The sequence below is a fragment of the Corynebacterium sp. HMSC076G08 genome, from assembly GCF_001811515.1.
Taxonomy (GTDB): domain Bacteria; phylum Actinomycetota; class Actinomycetes; order Mycobacteriales; family Mycobacteriaceae; genus Corynebacterium; species Corynebacterium hiratae.
In genome coordinates this window covers 22,917-38,248 of the sequence record NZ_KV805034.1, presented here as the reverse complement: position 1 = coordinate 38,248, position 15,332 = coordinate 22,917, and the positions used below count along the sequence as shown (strand labels likewise).

17 protein-coding genes are annotated in these 15,332 nt (G+C 62.7%); 6 read left to right on the top strand and 11 right to left on the bottom strand.

All coding sequences use genetic code 11. The features are described from left to right. Positions 1-20: 20 nt before the first annotated feature. Positions 21-992, bottom strand: coding sequence for an aspartate carbamoyltransferase catalytic subunit (locus HMPREF2806_RS05070; RefSeq protein ID WP_046649085.1), 972 nt, complete (start codon positions 990-992; stop codon positions 21-23). Further along, positions 993-1,583 carry a bifunctional pyr operon transcriptional regulator/uracil phosphoribosyltransferase PyrR gene (gene pyrR, locus HMPREF2806_RS05065; protein WP_046649084.1) on the bottom strand — a complete coding sequence of 197 codons (591 nt, stop codon included), beginning with the start codon at positions 1,581-1,583 and terminating at the stop codon, positions 993-995. A gap of 161 nt (positions 1,584-1,744) precedes the next feature. On the opposite strand from pyrR, the gene HMPREF2806_RS05060 reads away from it, so the two are divergent. The 5 genes from HMPREF2806_RS05060 to HMPREF2806_RS05040 are packed head-to-tail and all read left to right on the top strand — an operon-like array spanning position 1,745 to position 5,227. Then, a complete protein-coding gene (locus HMPREF2806_RS05060) occupies positions 1,745-3,142 on the top strand; it encodes a TIGR01777 family oxidoreductase (protein WP_070516571.1) in 1,398 nt (465 codons plus the stop codon). Positions 3,143-3,170: 28 nt separating this feature from the next. Beyond that, positions 3,171-3,686 (top strand): YbjN domain-containing protein, encoded by a 516-nt coding sequence (locus HMPREF2806_RS05055; protein WP_046649083.1) that lies wholly within the window; start codon positions 3,171-3,173, stop codon positions 3,684-3,686. Then, positions 3,679-4,200, top strand: coding sequence for a YbjN domain-containing protein (locus HMPREF2806_RS05050; protein ID WP_070516569.1), 522 nt, complete (start codon positions 3,679-3,681; stop codon positions 4,198-4,200). Before HMPREF2806_RS05055 ends, HMPREF2806_RS05050 begins: the two co-directional genes overlap by 8 nt. Further along, positions 4,197-4,718, top strand: coding sequence for a hypothetical protein (locus tag HMPREF2806_RS05045; RefSeq protein WP_070516567.1), 522 nt, complete (start codon positions 4,197-4,199; stop codon positions 4,716-4,718). The genes HMPREF2806_RS05050 and HMPREF2806_RS05045 overlap by 4 nt, the downstream gene beginning before the upstream one ends. Next, positions 4,715-5,227, top strand: a complete 513-nt coding sequence (locus HMPREF2806_RS05040; RefSeq protein WP_070516565.1) for a hypothetical protein — start codon at positions 4,715-4,717, stop codon at positions 5,225-5,227. The genes HMPREF2806_RS05045 and HMPREF2806_RS05040 overlap by 4 nt, the downstream gene beginning before the upstream one ends. 3 nt (positions 5,228-5,230) lie before the next feature. Here HMPREF2806_RS05040 and HMPREF2806_RS05035 read toward each other — a convergent pair whose 3' ends face one another. Genes HMPREF2806_RS05035 through HMPREF2806_RS05000 form a run of 8 tightly spaced genes read right to left on the bottom strand, consistent with a single transcriptional unit; the run spans position 5,231 to position 13,180 of the window. Next, complete coding sequence (locus HMPREF2806_RS05035; protein ID WP_049156556.1) at positions 5,231-6,085, bottom strand: PPK2 family polyphosphate kinase; 855 nt, start codon at positions 6,083-6,085, stop codon at positions 5,231-5,233. Positions 6,086-6,110: 25 nt separating this feature from the next. Next, positions 6,111-6,866 carry a sulfite exporter TauE/SafE family protein gene (locus HMPREF2806_RS05030; protein ID WP_046649078.1) on the bottom strand — a complete coding sequence of 252 codons (756 nt, stop codon included), beginning with the start codon at positions 6,864-6,866 and terminating at the stop codon, positions 6,111-6,113. A 6-nt stretch (positions 6,867-6,872) separates the two neighbouring features. Next, on the bottom strand, positions 6,873-7,349 hold the full coding sequence (gene coaD, locus HMPREF2806_RS05025; RefSeq protein ID WP_046649077.1) for a pantetheine-phosphate adenylyltransferase: 477 nt from the start codon (positions 7,347-7,349) through the stop codon (positions 6,873-6,875). Positions 7,350-7,351: 2 nt separating this feature from the next. Continuing rightward, entirely contained in the window at positions 7,352-7,978 is a 627-nt protein-coding gene (gene rsmD / locus HMPREF2806_RS05020) for a 16S rRNA (guanine(966)-N(2))-methyltransferase RsmD (protein ID WP_046649076.1), read from the bottom strand. Positions 7,979-8,020: 42 nt separating this feature from the next. Continuing rightward, positions 8,021-10,117 (bottom strand): ATP-dependent DNA helicase RecG, encoded by a 2,097-nt coding sequence (locus HMPREF2806_RS05015; RefSeq protein WP_049156549.1) that lies wholly within the window; start codon positions 10,115-10,117, stop codon positions 8,021-8,023. A gap of 3 nt (positions 10,118-10,120) precedes the next feature. Beyond that, on the bottom strand, positions 10,121-11,560 hold the full coding sequence (locus tag HMPREF2806_RS05010; RefSeq protein WP_070516563.1) for a DAK2 domain-containing protein: 1,440 nt from the start codon (positions 11,558-11,560) through the stop codon (positions 10,121-10,123). Between the two features lie 10 nt (positions 11,561-11,570). Continuing rightward, positions 11,571-12,179 carry a uracil-DNA glycosylase gene (locus tag HMPREF2806_RS05005; protein WP_198531317.1) on the bottom strand — a complete coding sequence of 203 codons (609 nt, stop codon included), beginning with the start codon at positions 12,177-12,179 and terminating at the stop codon, positions 11,571-11,573. Between the two features lie 35 nt (positions 12,180-12,214). Then, a complete protein-coding gene (locus HMPREF2806_RS05000; protein ID WP_118779500.1) occupies positions 12,215-13,180 on the bottom strand; it encodes a thiamine-phosphate kinase in 966 nt (321 codons plus the stop codon). 92 nt (positions 13,181-13,272) lie between these two features. On the opposite strand from HMPREF2806_RS05000, the gene HMPREF2806_RS04995 reads away from it, so the two are divergent. After that, positions 13,273-14,187, top strand: coding sequence for a DUF3515 domain-containing protein (locus tag HMPREF2806_RS04995; RefSeq protein WP_070516560.1), 915 nt, complete (start codon positions 13,273-13,275; stop codon positions 14,185-14,187). Between the two features lie 66 nt (positions 14,188-14,253). Here the strand turns inward: HMPREF2806_RS04995 and HMPREF2806_RS04990 are convergent, their stop codons facing one another. Further along, positions 14,254-15,324 carry a D-alanine--D-alanine ligase family protein gene (locus HMPREF2806_RS04990; protein WP_070516558.1) on the bottom strand — a complete coding sequence of 357 codons (1,071 nt, stop codon included), beginning with the start codon at positions 15,322-15,324 and terminating at the stop codon, positions 14,254-14,256. Positions 15,325-15,332: the final 8 nt, after the last annotated feature.

The following is a 15,332-nucleotide window of genomic DNA, read 5'->3' as shown; positions in this document are numbered from 1 at the left end:
GCTAAGTGGGACATATCGATTTAGATACCGGCGTTCTCGCCGTTAGTGAGCAGCGTAAACAAAGCCGCCATGCGCACGTGGACACCGTTGTTAACCTGCTGGAGTACCGCGGTGTTGTCATAGTCAGCCACGGCGTAGTTGATCTCCATGCCGCGGACCATGGGGCCTGGGTGCATGATGATGGCGTCCTTCTTCATGGCCGCTGCGCGGTCCTTGGACAGCCCGTAGAGAGTGGCGTACTCGCGGTGCGAGGGGAAGAAACCGCCGTTCATGCGCTCTGCTTGCACGCGCAGCATCATGACGACGTCTGCCTTGGCAACCTCTGCATCGAAATCGTGGGAGACGCGCACCGGCCAGGTGTCGACGCCGAAAGGCAGCAGCGTCGGCGGGGCGACGAGCGTGACTTCAGCACCCAGCGTGGAGAGCAGGTCCACGTTGGAGCGCACCACGCGAGAATGCAGGCAGTCACCGACGATAGCCACGTTTAGACCTTCAAAACCGGTGCCGGCTGCCGAGCGATCCGCGCCCAGGTGCAGGCGCTGGCGCATCGTGACGGCGTCGAGAAGCGCCTGCGTGGGGTGCTGGTGGGAGCCATCGCCGGCGTTAATCACGCTCGGGCCCTGGCCGCCGGGCGCTACCCAGCTAGCTAGCTGCTGTGCCGCACCGGAGGAAGGATGGCGCATGATGATGGCGTCCGCCCCGATGGACGCCAAGGTCAACCCGGTGTCCTTGAGGGACTCGCCCTTCTTGACCGAGGACGTCGAAGCGGAGAGGTTAATGACATCCGCCGACATCCACTTGCCCGCCGTCTCGAAAGAGGAACGAGTGCGCGTGGAATTCTCGTAGAACAAGGTGAAAACGGTGCGCCCGCGCAGCGTGGGCAACTTCTTGACCTCGCGGCCTTCCAGGGCCTCCCGGAAGCGGTCGGCCTCATCCATCAGACCGAGAATCTCCTCGGCGCTGTGGTCGGCGATGTTAATGAGGTGCTTCATTTATGCCTCCTTGCCGGGCTGTGCAGTGAAGCGGGTGAGAACGACGGCATCGCGCCCATCAATGTCGGCGTTGTACACGGTGACATCCTCATCCCGCGCGGTGGGGATGTTTTTGCCCACGTAGTCGGCGCGGATGGGTACCTGGCGGTGTCCGCGGTCCACGAGGACGGCGAGCTGGATGATGTCGGGGCGGCCGATGTCCGCGAGGGCATCGAGGGCGGCACGGATGGTGCGGCCGGAGTAAAGGACGTCGTCGACAAGAATGACGGTGGCGCCATCGATCCCGCCGTCAGGCACCGTCGTGGGCTGCAAGGCACGGTGCGGGCGGGCATATAAATCGTCTCGGTACAAAGTGATGTCGAGGGAGCCCCAGGGAATCTCCACCCCGGAGAATTCCTCAATCTTTTCGGCAAGGCGCTGCGCCAAAGGCACGCCACCAGAGGGAATGCCTAAGAGCAGGACTCGAGAAGAATCACTCGAATCTAGCGCCGTCTTTTCAATGATCTGGTGCGCGATGCGTGCGACAGTACGCGCGACGTCTGAGGAGCTCAGCAGCTCGTTGGACTCCGCGTGGGTGCCGGATTCACTCATCGTGACCTCCTTCCCCGCCTCACGGTGCGGTCTTTAAAGGATGTCGGACAATGGTTCAGTGGACTTGTCTATGCTTGAAAGCCAGCACTAACCATAGCACTCTTCACGCGTGCTTGGTACGCCCTCGCACCCCCGAATCTCCTGAGGCAGGTCTATAGACAGTGAGTTTCACTACCCAGCACGTTGTCCCCGCCCCGCGCGAAGACGTATGGCAGTGGCATACCCGCCAGGGGGCGTTTGCTCGCCTCACCCCACCTTTCGGTTTTATGACCCCGCTTCAGCAAGCCGAGTCCTTGGCCGATGGAACCTCAATATTGGGCTTTCCCGGCGGCCTGAAATGGGTTGCCCGCCACGACCTCAGCCGCTACCAACCGCGGCGGTCCTTCGCGGATGTCTGTATCAACGCCCCCTTCCGCTCCTTGGCGAATTGGCGCCACGAGCACTTCTTTGAGGATCACCCGGAGGGCACGCTCATCACGGACAAGGTGGAGACCCGCATCCCCGCCGGAGCCCTGGAATCGATCTTCGCTTACCGCCAGCAGCAGCTCATCGAAGACTTTCGCTTTGCCCACAGGCTCGGCGCACTCAACGCCGAGCCCCGCACGATAGCGATAACCGGAACGCACGGGACGGTGGGCGCGGCTGTGGCTGCGCAATTGGGCACCCTGGGCCACACCGTCATCCCTTTGGTGCGCTCCAACCCCGGGCCTGGCGAGCGCCTCTGGCGCCCACAGTTGCCAGCGAAGGACCTGCTGGAGGGCGTTGACGTTCTCATCCACTTGGCCGGCGAACCTATCTTTGGGCGTTTTAATTCCGCGCATAAAGAGGCCATTCGCGATTCCCGCGTCGAGTCTACTCGCCTACTGGCCCAGCTGGCTGCTGAGACCCCGTCCCTGACCGCCATGGTGTGCGCCTCCGCCATTGGAATCTACGGCCCGGACAGGGGTGAGACGGAACTGACCGAGGAATCGGAGCGCGGCGAGGGTTTTCTCGCTGACGTCGTCGCCGACTGGGAGGCGGCGTGTGAGCCGGCGCGGGAGGCTGGAAAGCGCGTGGTTAACCTGCGTACCGGTATTGTGCAATCAGCCAATGCAGGGATCCTGCCGCTGCTACGCGGGCTGTTTTCCACTGGTCTTGGCGGCGCTTTCGGCAAAGGCACCATGTGGAATAGCTGGATTGCACAAGATGATCTTTCTGACATGTTTGTCCGCGCCGCGCTCGACCCGGCCTGGCACGGCGTCATCAACGCGGTCTCCCCCACTCCGGTGCTCAACCGCGATTATGTTGATGCCCTTGGTTCCTTGCTCCACCGCCCCACCATCATTCCGATTCCCAGCGTCGGTCCGGCGCTGCTGCTAGGCAAGGAAGGTGCGCGTGAGCTTGCACTGGCTAACCAAAAGGTTCTGCCCACGCGCGCGGAAGCGCTCGGCCATACTTTCCGATATCCCGAGATCGCTCCAGCGCTTGCCCACGAGCTGGGCGGGGAAAAACTCTTCGAGGACCCCACCTGCGCACCCCAGGAAGACGGCTCCGGTAGTGTCGGGGCCGGAAAAGATTAAGAAGAATGTAGCGAAGTGAGTAGAAGAATTGACTGACACCACTAATCACGACGAAGCGCAGCAGCGCCAGCTGCAGCCCGATACTCCGATTGAGGAGGTCACACTCGAGCGCATTGCGGAGATCTTTAAGTCAGAAGGCTTGGAATACCGCATCGAAGAGCAAAAGACGCAGGACGGCCAGACGGTCAACCTTTTGCGCACCGGCTTCTCGAACGCCGCCATTGCCTTCCAGCTGGTTGGCTCCTCCCTCATCGTTGATTCCGTGTGGCGCGGTTCTGTGCCCGCCTCCGAGGGCCCGGCGCTCCTCATGCACATCAACGCCTGGAACCAGGATCACTTCACGCCGACGTTCCGCTTCTTTGAGGCTCCGGACAACGCCTTGGCAGTCTCCGGTGCGCGCGATCTCGACCTGACCCACGGCGCTTCCCGCAACCAGTTAGGCGCGTTCGTCATGTCCACCCTGGATGCCGTGTTGCAGTCCTTCGAGTGGATTGAACAGCAGTACCCGCAGCTCGTCACCTGGAAGGAGCACAACCATGACTAATCCTGCGACTACCCCCGCCGAGGATCCGCACGCACTGCCGGAGGTCACCCTCGACCGCATCATTGAGGCAATGAAGACCTTCGACATCGAACTCGAGCCGGTCACCGGCCGCGACGACGCCGCCACCGCCAACCTCAACGGCCTGCCGTGCATGTTCGCTGTGCTGGAAAGCGTTGCCATCGTGCGCTGCGATGTGCCAACGGACGTCAACTACGCCAAGGCCGACGCCGGCCTTTTCCTCGCGGCTAACCAGATCAATTCCGTGGCTATGGGGGCCCGCGCCGTCATTGCTGACTTCGACGGCATGTTGCTCGTGCGCACCGAGGCCGATATTCCGTGCGCGGCCGGCATGACCGACGAACAACTCGCGGCCGCGCTGCGCGCCTCCGTGGATGGTGTCATCAACGCCCAGAACGCCATGGTCGCCGCCGCCGAGGAAATGGCCAAGCTCGGTTCCGAATCTGCTGCACAGGCGGGCGAGGGAGCTGAGGGCGCGCAGGGTGAGCAGCAGTGACCGATCTCCACGTGGTTGAGCCGGTCACCATTGACCGGCTGGCGCAGTTGTGCGAGCTTATCGATGCCGACTACGCGCTCATCGAAGCTGCCCCCGAGGAAGGCGACGCTCCTGGTGCCGGCGACGACAACGCCCCCGCGCGCCGCGTCCTGCAGACCGGTGTGCCGCATATCGCGGTGCACTGTGACCTCGACGCGGAAGGCGACGTATTGAGCGCCTTCGCCTCCTGGGAAGGCACGCTTCCCGCGCACCTCGAACACGACGTTGCTGCTGCCGTGGCGGAGCTGAACTGGGCCAGCGTGGCGCCCACCTTGAACTTCCTCGTCGAAGAGGACGCGAAGGGCAACGCGGAGATCCACCTAGGCGCCAACCGCGCCATGGCCGTGGGCGAAGGTTTGTCCTTGGCCCAGCTGGGGCATTTCCTGCTGAGCTCGCTCGCCAGCTTCGCGGAGATTTTCGACGTCGTGGCGCAGCGTTTTCCCCAGGCGGTCACCTGGAACGAGGAGGAGCAAGCATGAACCACAACGCTAGCGAAGGCACCGATCCTTTCGACATCCTGTCTGGGTCTCCGCTGCCCGCCGTCAGCCGGGACAGCGTGCTGAGCGTGCTCAACGGTACGGAACTAGATATGGCGGCCACCGCGCACCCGGAGGACCCCACTGCGGCGGTTGCCCGCCTCAATGACCTTGATTGGGTTATCACCGTCGACGATGGCCTCGTGCGCATGGAATGCGTGCTGCCGACGCAGCTCGACGCGGACATGCTCCCGATCTTCCACGTCTTGTGCAACGAGTTCAATTCCAGTGCCTTCGATGGGCGCGCGATCGTTGGCCTCGTTGAGGATGAGGTGGAGCTGCGTGGTGATGCCTGCTTCGTCACCACGGCGGGTCTGAACGAGGACCAGCTCTTCCACGCCCTCAACCTGGGAATTATCAATGCCCAGGAAGCGCTGTTGTCCGTCCTCGATAGTTTCAACGCCGCCGCCCGTGAGCTCGCCAGCGACGTCGATGAGGCACAGAGCGACTAGTTCTTAGTCGGCGTCCTCGATGCGCTGGCGCTCCACCTCCGGGTCGAAGTCGGGCGCCGGCCATTCGAGGTCAAGATGGCGTAGGAGATCCACGATGAGGAACTTCAGCGCCATGCGGGCGTATTTCTTGTTATCGGTAGGAATGACATACCAGGGCGCATAGTTTTCATCCGTGCGCTGGATGGCGTCCTGGTAGGCCGCCATGTACTTATCCCAATAGGCGCGCTCCTCCACATCGGCGGGATCGTATTTCCAGAACTTGTCTTCCCGCTCCGTGCGCTCCAGCAGATTCTCCTTCTGGGCTTCCTTGGACAGGTGTAGGAAGATCTTGATGACCTTGACACCCTTCGCTGTCAGGTCGAGCTCATAATCCCGGATAGCCTCGATGCGGCGGTCCACTTCTTCTTCGTCGACCCACTCGTGCACGCGCTGAATGAGGACGTCTTCGTAGTGGGAGCGGTCAAAGGCCACAATCTGTCCCGGCTGCGGGTCGTGCTTGCGGATGCGCCACAAGAAGTCATGTTCCAGCTCTTCCTCGGTGGGCTTTCCGAAACCAACCGTGGTGGTTCCCTGCGGGTCGAAGGTGCTGAGCACGTGGCGAATAGCACCGCCCTTGCCCGAGGTATCCATTCCCTGCAACACAATGAGCACCGCTGGGGCGTCCTCACCATAGCTGCGACCGTTGGCAAAGAGCCGCTCCTGCAGTTCATAGAGCTCGTCATCGTACTTGGTGAAACGGGCATCGAGCTCGTCCTTGTCACCGTCGAAGCCGGGGGTTGCGGAGGCATCGACCGAGTCGATCTGAAAATTCTTGCCTGCGCGCAGGGAGAGCGCGTCTTCAATCTTGAACTTCGCCATGGGTCCACCTTACCCAGGCAGTGTTTTAAGCGCCCAGCGTGGAAAGACCGCGCAGCAGAGCACTCAGCGCTCCCAGGCTAGCCAGCGCCAGCGACAGCGTGTGGGCCTTCTCCCGCGAGACGTGCCCGGCGATCTTCTTGCCCAGGAGGATACCAACGCACATGCCGACTATTCCGCAAGGCCACACCAGCCAATGCAGGCCCTCGAAACCTCCGGAGCCCAGGAAGTACTTCGTCAGAACAGAGGACAATCCGCCGATGACAAAGCAGGGTTGCAGGGTCGCGGCGAGGATTGACTTAGGCCACCGCGCAGCCTGGGCGTACACGGTGATGACGGGGCCGGCAACGCCGGCCAGGGTATTGGTAAAACCGCCCAAGATACCCGCGGAGATCGCGGGCCCCGTCCCCCGCATCTCGGGGACGAACTTGCGGCCAAACACCACTACGCCCAGCGCGATCAACAAGGCGGCGCCCACGAGCACCAACAACGCCGAGGTATCGATGCGCGCGATCAGCAGCGCCGCCGGGATTGAGCCGAGGACCATGAAGGGGCCGATGCGCAGCCACTTATTCCAAGCCACATTCTCGCGCATCGAATAGGTCGTGAGGATGGCGTTAATGCAGGCCAAAACGTTGATGACCATGATGCCTTCCACGGGGCCGAGGAAGAGCGTCAAGATGGGCCCGCCAATGAGGCCCAACCCCATGCCGGAGACTCGCTGCAGGCAGGAGCCGACTATGACGGTAACGAGGACGACGAAAGGTATTGCCAGTACAGACATGTCTCCTTAGCCTCGGTAGCGTTCCATTACGGCGGCCGCAACGTGCTCTGGGAACATACCCGTGACATCGCCGCCGTACTGTGCCACCTGCTTGCACAGGGAGGAGGAGATATAGCCGTACTTTTCATCAGTGAGCAAGAAGACAGTATCGATCCCGGAAAGGCGCCGGTTCATCTGTGCCATCGGCAGCTCATACTCGTAGTCCAAGGAGGAGCGCAGGCCTTTGACAATGGTGTCTATGCCATGGGCACTGGTGTAATCCACGAGCAGGCCGCCCCACCAGTCCACCTGGATCTCTGGCGCGACGGTACGGCGGATGAGATCCACGCGCTCCTCCACGCTAAACAGTCCGGACGGCTTATCGGGGTTTCCCGTCACCAGCACGGTGACCTTGTCAAACAATTCGCTGGCGCGGTTGAACACGTCAACATGGCCCAGCGTGATGGGGTCGAAAGATCCCGGGCAGACGGCGTGGGTGGGCATGGCTAATCCTCCTTGATTTCGGTCATGGCGGTATCTTCGCTACCCGCGTTGTCGCTGTAGTCACTGTCCTCAGCGCGGTGATAAATCGCCATATCAAAACGCGCAATGCCAAAGGTCCGCTTCTTGAGCTTCTGGCCGGTGGGCTCAAAGCCTTCCGGCCACTGCGTCTGCGGGGAATCCACATGGCGTTCGATGACGACGATTGCGGCATCATCCAACACCGGTTCGATCGCGGCCAACAGCCCATCCACATCATCGAACTCATAGGGAGGATCCGCGAGCACCATATCGAAATACCCGCGCGGGGCGGTCGCTAGATAGGACGAGGCCTTCATCTCGCGTACCTCGACGCGCGGGTGCTTCACCACCCCAATGTTGTGGCGGATGATCTTCACCGCCGCAGGATTGTTTTCCACCAAGACCACTTCCTCAGCGCCGCGGCTGGCTGCCTCCAGACCTAAGGCACCGGACCCAGCAAAAAGGTCCAGCACCCGGGAGTCGATGAAACCCCAACGCACGTTCAACGATGAGAAAAGGCCCTCGCGGGCACGGTCAGAGGTAGGTCTAGTCCCGGCTTCCGGCACCTTGATGGTGCGCCCCCGGGCCTCCCCAGCGATGATTCTGGTCATGGCCTCTACCCTATCTCCCCTCAGCTGCGCGCGGTGACTGGCCTAGTTCTTCTCCAAAAACTCCTGCTCATCCGCACTCAAATTGTGTGTCAACTCCTCCGCTAGCTCGGGATTGCGCTCCACCAATGCGGCAGCATCAGCATGCGTGCGCTCAACAATGTCCCGATCATGGCTGAGATCGAGCAGTTTCAGAGTGCGCTTGGTGCCAGATTGCAGCGTTCCTAGGATGTCCCCTTCGTGGCGCTGCCGAAGATCCAGCTCCGCCAAATCAAAACCGGACGGCGTATCAGCTATGGCCTGGATGCGCCGGTAGGACTTACTGTCGGGCTCGGCGGTGGTATGCAGCAAGCACACGGAGTCGTTACCACCGCGCCCCACGCGCCCACGCAACTGGTGCAACTGCGAGACGCCAAAATTCTCCGATTCGCGGATGAGCATCACGGTGGCGTTGGGTACGTCGACGCCGACTTCGATGACGGTGGTAGCCACGAGGACGTCGATTTCCCCGCGGGCGAAGCGCTCCATGACCTCGTCCTTATCGGGCATTTTGCCATGCAGCATCTCCACCCGCAGACCCCGCAGCGGCAGGTTGCGCAGCTGTACGGACATCGTTTCCACGCCGCCCTCGCCTTCAATCCGCGGGCAGACGATATAGGCCTGGTGGCCCTTTTCTACCTCTTCGCGGATTCTCTCGATGGCGCGGCGTACCCATTCCGGTTTCCATTCGGGCACCACCGCGGACAAGATAGGCTTTCGCCCGCCAGGCAGCTCCTTGAGAGTGGACACGGCCAAGTCACCGAAGACGGTCATGGCAATCGTGCGCGGGATCGGTGTCGCCGTCATGACCAGAAGGTGGGGGCTCGTGCCCTCCCGGGTTTTGGTGCGCAGGCTATCGCGCTGCTCCACGCCGAAACGGTGCTGCTCATCCACGATGACGAGGCCCAAGTCAAAGAACTCCACCGTGTCTTGGATGATGGCATGCGTTCCGATGACGATATCGGCCTCGCCGGAGACAATCTCCAGCAACGCCTGCCGCTTCTCCGCTGTCTTCATCGAGCCGGTCAACACGGTGACGGTGACTCCTTCGGGAACGCTGGCGCTAATCGACGCCCCATGCTGCGCCGCCAGCACCTCCGTCGGCGCGAGCAGCGCGGCCTGCTTGCCAGCGTCGACCGCCTGCAGCATGGCGCACGTGGCCACCAGGGTCTTGCCCGAGCCCACCTCGCCCTGCAGAAGACGCATCATGGGCGCGGTGCCACACAGGTCCGCGTCGATCTCCGCGATGACGCGGCGCTGGCCCGCAGTCAGTTCAAAGGGCAGCTCGCTGAGCAGTTCGTCGCGGTAGCCCTCCAAAATCGCTGGCATCGGGGTTGCCGTACGCGCCTTGACATCGCGCTGGCGCAGGGCCATAACCAGCCCAATCGACAGCGCCTCATTGTATTTCAAACGTTGGATGGCGCGTTCGGGCCCGTGCTCACCCGGTTCGTGGATCTCGCGGACGGCTTGGTCCAGCGTCACCATCATGCGGTAGTCCAGTGGCTCCGGAATCGAAGGCGTATTTTCCAGCACCTTGTGGATAGCACCCATGATGTACCACGACGTCACCTTCCCGCTGGCTGGGTACACGGGAATCCACTCGCGCTGCAGGAAGGTCTCCAGCGACCCGAATTGGGAGAGCTTCTTCAGCGAGCCTGTCCCCTGCCCAGTCGTGCTATCCAGCAAGGATTCCTGATAACGGCCGGGGTCGAGGATGAGGAAGTCAGGGTGCTGCAGGCTGGGGTATCCCCGAAAGTACTTCAGCTTGCCAGACAGCATGACGCGCATGCCGCGCCCCAGCACGCGCTGCACGTAATGCGCGTTAAAGAATGAGGCTTGGACTCCACTATCCATGTAGAGGATAAAGACCATGGCTTTGGAGGTGTGCTTGACGCGGACATCCTCAATGACACCGGTGATGGTGACGTGGTCACCGTCCTCGGCACCGCCGAGGCCGACGTCCTTGTTGTGGCGGATGTAGTCGCGTGGATAGTGGCTGAGCAGCTCCCCGCACGTGGTGTACCCGAAGGCGCGCTTGATTGCTGAGGCATCCTTCTTTGCCAGAATCTCCGTCAGCGCACGGTCATCCTGCCACCCCAGCATGGCTTACTCCACCCCGATCTCGGTACGCAGCCCGGGAACCCGCAGCACCACCACGTCGACGCCCAAGAGCTGCGCCAGCTCGTCCTCATCGATCTCTAGTCCGGTGAGCACGGTGATCTGCTCCCCGCCGTAAGCCAATTGGCTGCGGCACGACGCCACAATCCCGTCGAGGCATTCTGTATCCGGATGCACCACCCGCATCGAGCGTGCGGCATCCGCCATGGCGGCCACTGCCTCGGCGGTGCGGGCGGAACCCGGGGAGTAGACCGACAGCGCGGCGAGCCCGGAGACGAGGGAATCAGTCGGGATAAGCGTGGCTGTGCCGGGCGCACCGCCGTAGCCGTTGGGCAAGAAGAGATCACCCGCCTTCGCGGCGCGAGGGCCGTCGCCGGGCTTGACGGTATCCGCCCCGGCCTTTTCAAAAAGCTCGCGGGCGGCTCCTTCGGGCACTGCGGCGAAGATTCGCCGCCCGGCACGGTCGGCGGCCTGCATTTCGCCGGCCGCTGTATCTCCGGCGGAGGGAAGCACCTCGAGGCGCAGATTACTGACTTTTCCGAGGCCATAGGCTTGTTCGATGACCGCACCGGCTTGGGAGCTATGGATGTGCACGCTCGCAGAATCCTCCGTGGCTCGCGCGATGACGAGGCTATTGCCCAGCGGGTTGAGGGCCTGCTCGATCTGTGCAAGGTCTCCCTCGAAGAAGAAGATGACTTCAATCTCCGCGCCGGCCCCAGGCTGTGGCGCGGCACCGTTCTCTCCGTGAGACGGCAGCGATTCGCTCTGCCTGGGCTCTGCCCTTTCAGTCTCTATAGCCACAGATTGAGGCGCAGTGTCTTCACCGGTGAGCTGGGCCAGCAAGCATTCCAACAAGATGACGAAGCCAGCTCCGCCGGCGTCTACAACACCGGCCTCGCGCAGCGCCGGCAGCTGGGAAGGAGTCTCCGCTAAGGCTTGCCGGGCGGCGTCGACCGCCGCGACCACAATACCGTGCAGCTGCGCGCCGAACTCCTCGGCGGCCTTAGTAGCAGCGGCGGCCGAGGCACGCAGCACGGTGATGATGGTGCCTTCCACTGGGGAGGCCAGAGCACGGTCGACCAGCGTGACGGCCAGCGAGAGGGCATCCGCCAAGACCGAACCATCCACCCGCGAATCCGTCGTGGCGTCAGCCACCCCGCGCAATACCTGGGACAGCACCATCCCGGAGTTGCCGCGCGCTCCGCGTACCGAACCGATGGCCAGGGCTTCAGCCACGTCCATCTCGCCTTTATCGGCCTCCGCCAGGGCAGATTCCATGGTGTGCGCCATGTTGGAACCCGTGTCAGAATCGGGCACTGGGAAGACGTTGAGGGCGTTAATCTCGGCGCGGCGGCACTGTAGCTCCTTAACGGTTCGCGCGGCCCACTCGTGCAGGCCACGGGCATCCAACTCGGCGGGATAAGACATGTTGGTTAGTCTACAAGCGCCAGTCCACTGCCGAGACGCCACGGGCCTCTAAGGCCGCATTCGCCCGGGAAAATGGACGCGATCCGAAGAAGCCGCGTCGTGCTGACAGGGGTGAAGGATGCGGGGAGGTAATGCACTCTGTACCGGGCAGGAAGGCCTGGCAGGCTTGGGCATCGCGGCCCCATAGAATGGCCACGATATCGCGCCCCGCCAGTGCTCTGATGGCGGCCTCCGTAATCGCTTCCCACCCAAGCCTGCGGTGTGAACCGGCCTGGCCCGGGGCCACGGTAAGCACTCGGTTAAGCAGCAGCACGCCCTGGTCAAACCACGCCCGCAGGTCCCCATCCGCGCGGCCGGTGATCCCGAGGTCGTCGTGAAGCTCGGCGTAAATATTCTGCAACGAGCGGGGAGCCGGCACCCCGGGGCGCGTAGAAAAGGACAAGCCCATGGCATGGCCCGGGGTGGGATAGGGATCCTGGCCCACGATGAGGACACGTACGTCATCGAGGGGCAGCGACAAGGCAGCGAATACGTCCTCGGCCGGGGGCAGGAAGTCTTGGCCGATCTGCTGCTCAAGGCGCGGCAGATTCTCCTCCAGCGCTTGCCGGATGTGGGGCATCCACGAATAGTGAATGCGAGAGGTATCGATGTGGCTCACGCAAATCCCTCCCAGCCCTCGCGATAGCGAGGCTCTTCTCCACTGATGGTGACACCCCTGCCGCGCATCACCCGGCCTACTTCCCGGAACCCAGAGGGAGCGGCCTTGTACGTGGTGGCCAACAGCGTGTGATCCTCCCCTCCCGTTAGGACCCATTCCCACGGATCGATATCAAGCACCGCGCCGGCAGCAGCTAGGAGCGGATCCGGGGCAATGGCTGCGCGGTCGAGGTCGATGCGCACCCCGGAGCGTTGTGCCAAATGCCCCACATCACGCACTAAGCCATCCGAATTATCTGTCATCGCGGTCGAACCCGTTGCCCGAGCGATAACGCCACGCCCAGGGCTCAGGGTGGGTGCACAGTGGGCGTCGATCAGCGGCCACAGCTCCTCTAGTTCCGGGGGCAGCGCGCGGCCAAAGCGCTGAAGCAGAGCAAGGCCCGCTCCGGAGTACCCAATCTTGCCGTGCGCCACCAGCTTTTGGCCCGCGCGTGCTCCATCCAGGGTCAGCGGCGCCCCACTTCCTCCCAAGGAACCCATCGCCGTGACATTGATGACCAAGCTGTCGCTGCGGGTAAGGTCGCCGCCGACCAGCTCTGCGTTATAGACCGCGCAGCGCTCAGCGATGCCCTGCGCAATCCCCCGCACAAAATCCACCGGGGTTTCCCCTGGCGCGGCAATAGCCAGCAGTGCTGCGGTGGGCCGGGCACCCATCGCCTCGATATCGGCGAAATTGCGCACGATGGCCTTCTGCCCAATTTCTGCGGCAGTCGACCAATCCCGGCGGAAATGCCTGCCTTCCACCATCATGTCTGTCGCTGCCACCGTGCGGGAATTGGGCGCTGCCGGGTACAGCACCGCGGCATCGTCACCGTTGAGCGCGCTCGGGGCGGCGGTGACAATCTCATGGATGACTTGCCGCTCACCGGCTTGGTCGAGGGTATGCGATAAACCCACCGTCACGGACTCCTTTGTGTTGCGCGGGCCACGCACTATACGCGTGCGCACCGTCCACGTTCGTTCTTCCTGGACTATCAGCGATAGGATAAGCCCCTATGGATACCCAATTTAACCGCACCGCAATCTACGTCTCACTCGGGATCGCCATCGCGATGGTCTTCGCGGTGATTTTTGGGGCAAAATACGTCTTCACCACCGCTGCCCAGCAACCGGTGGCGCTGCCTCCCACCCCATCTGAGGCCGCGGATTCCCCCGAGTGTGCCGCCGTAGTCGATGCGCTGCCGGACAAACTACTGGGGTACCCACGCGTCGATCTTGTCGATCCGGCTCCCGCGGGCGCCGCCGCGTGGGCGAAGAGTTCGGAGGACAAGATAACGCTGCGCTGCGGTGTTGACTTGCCGCAGCAATTTACTGAGTATTCCCAAACCGTCGAGGCCGACGGCGAATCCTGGCTGCAGGTCGTCGACGCCACTCCAGGCTCTAATCTTACGACGTGGTACAGCACCAAGCGTGTTCCCGCCGTCGCGGTCACCACCACCTCCGACAACGCGCAGGACGACGCCCCGGAGGGCCTTGGTGATGCCCTTGGCCACTTGGAACAGAAACAGCAACAGCCCAATGTCGCCCCTCTATCGCAGCTGAAGGCGGGCCCGGCTTCCATGTGCAGCCGGCTGGAAAAGGCCCTGCCGGAGGCCCTCGCGGAGGGCTACTCGCGCCGCGAGGATGTCGGTGACAAGAACACCTGGGTCTACAGTGCGCCGGGCCAGGAAGAGATCGTCGTGCGCTGTGGTGTGGCTGCACCGGAGAACTACCGCGCAGGTGTCCAGCTGCAGCAGGTCAATGACGTGCCCTGGTTCGAGGACACCACCCTGGCTGAAGGCACCACGGCCGGCACGTGGTTCGCGCTCGGCCGGGCGGAGGATCTCGCACTGTCTGCTCCGCAGGAGGCAGCCAATTCCGCGCTGGTGCGGCTGAGCGACGCCCTCGTGGCCGCCACCCCTTCCCAATAGGGACCGCAGCTTGCGCGACCACCGCCGGTCCTTCGCACTCAGCTTAGGGACTAGGCGGGCTAAAGACTAGGAACGCGCGAGCGCGGTTTGGATGAGGGTATCCAGTAGCTCGGCATAGCCCACACCCACGGCGGCGAATACCTGGGGGTACATCGAGATGGGTGTGAAGCCGGGGAATGTGTTCACCTCGTTAATGCAGTAGGAATCCTCGCTGACGAAGAAATCCACGCGGGACAGGCCGGCAGCGCCCAGAGCACGGAAAGCCTCGATAGCGCGCTGGCGAAGCTCAGCGGTTAATTCTTCGCTCAACGGCGCAGGGATTTCCGCCGAAACGCCCTCGTCGATGTACTTGGCATCGAAGTCATAAAAGCCTTCTTCGGACTCCGTAGTGCCCAAAAGTTTGGCTGGAACGGAGGCCCGGAGGCTACCGTCTGGGTGCTCAAGGACGCCCACTTCCACCTCTGCACCGCGAATTTCCGGCTCGACGAGGACTTTGTCATCGGACTCGTAGGCCAGAGCCAGCGCGTCCGCGAGATCCTCCCACGCAGAAACCTTGGACACACCGATGGAGGAGCCACCACGCGCCGGTTTCACAAAGACGGGCAGGCCGAGGCGCTCCTTTTGGGCGTCGCTCAGCGTGGCTTCCCCAGTGAGCACCTCTTGGGGTGCCACAGGCAGACCTTCCGCGACTAGAAGCTTCTTGGTGAATTCCTTGTCCATTCCCACGGCCGAGGCCAGCACGCCCGCTCCCACGTAAGGGATGCCGGAGAGCTCGAAAAGCCCCTGGACCGTCCCATCTTCACCGTAGGGGCCATGGAGAACTGGCACAATGACATCCACTTCGGTGTAGTGCTCGTGGCGAGTGACGTTGTGGATGCGTCCGCGCGTGGCGGGGTTGAGGGAAAGCGCCAGCTCATCGTGCAGCTCTACCTCGGGCAGGCGCCCATCGACGATGCCGAGGCCCTCCCGACTGCCCTGAGTCCAGGTGCCCTCTCGCGTGATGCCGATCGGCACAACCTCGTACTTGTCTGGGTCAAGGTGCTCCATGATTGCGCCGGCGGAGATGCACGACACTGAATGCTCGGAGCTGCGCCCGCCGTACACAACGGCAACGCGCACAGGTTTCGCTTCAGTCATACCGAGCA